We start from the raw sequence: 579 nt of genomic DNA on the forward strand, positions 1-579 counted from the left end.
GCCCCATGAGGTGAGATCGACGCCGGTGAGGATCACTTCCTGCACGCCTGCGTCGAGGTGGCGGACCACGTCGTCCAGCACTTGCGCCACGGTGCGCGAGCGGCTCGGGCCTCGGCCTTGCGGGATGATGCAGAAGGTACAGGCGTGGTCGCAGCCGTTCTGGACCTGCACGAAGGCGCGGGTGTGGGCGCGGGTGTCTGGCGCGCGGGTGGCCAGCGGCACGTTCCAGGCGCGCGGGTCGAGCTTGGCGGTGTTGGCGATGAGGCCGTCCACCTCGGGCATCGCCGCTAGCGCCTCGCGCTCGACTTCGGCCGCGCAGCCGGTGACGAGGAGGCGCGCGTCGGGACGGGCCTTGCGGGCGCGACGGATGGCCTGGCGGGTCTGGCGCACGGCTTCCGCCGTGACCGCGCAGGAGTTGATGACGACGAGGTCGTCCGCCTCACCCAGCATCCCGCGCAGGGACTCGCTTTCGGCGAGGTTCAGGCGGCAGCCGAGCGAATGGACCTCGACGGTCAAATGGCGATCCTGATGTGCGCTCCGAAATCGGCGGCGTCGAAGGAGCCGCGGAAGGCTTCGGTC

The 579-nt window shown here is 70.8% G+C and carries 1 protein-coding gene; it reads right to left on the reverse strand.

From position 1 onward, the window contains the following. Nucleotides 1–516 (reverse strand): radical SAM protein (locus PKF00_RS44980; RefSeq protein WP_271223773.1); only part of this gene is annotated, 516 nt, incomplete at its 3' end. Nucleotides 517–579 lie beyond the last annotated feature (63 nt).

Source organism: Streptosporangium carneum (assembly GCF_027922005.1).
Classification (GTDB): Bacteria; Actinomycetota; Actinomycetes; order Streptosporangiales; family Streptosporangiaceae; genus Streptosporangium; species Streptosporangium carneum.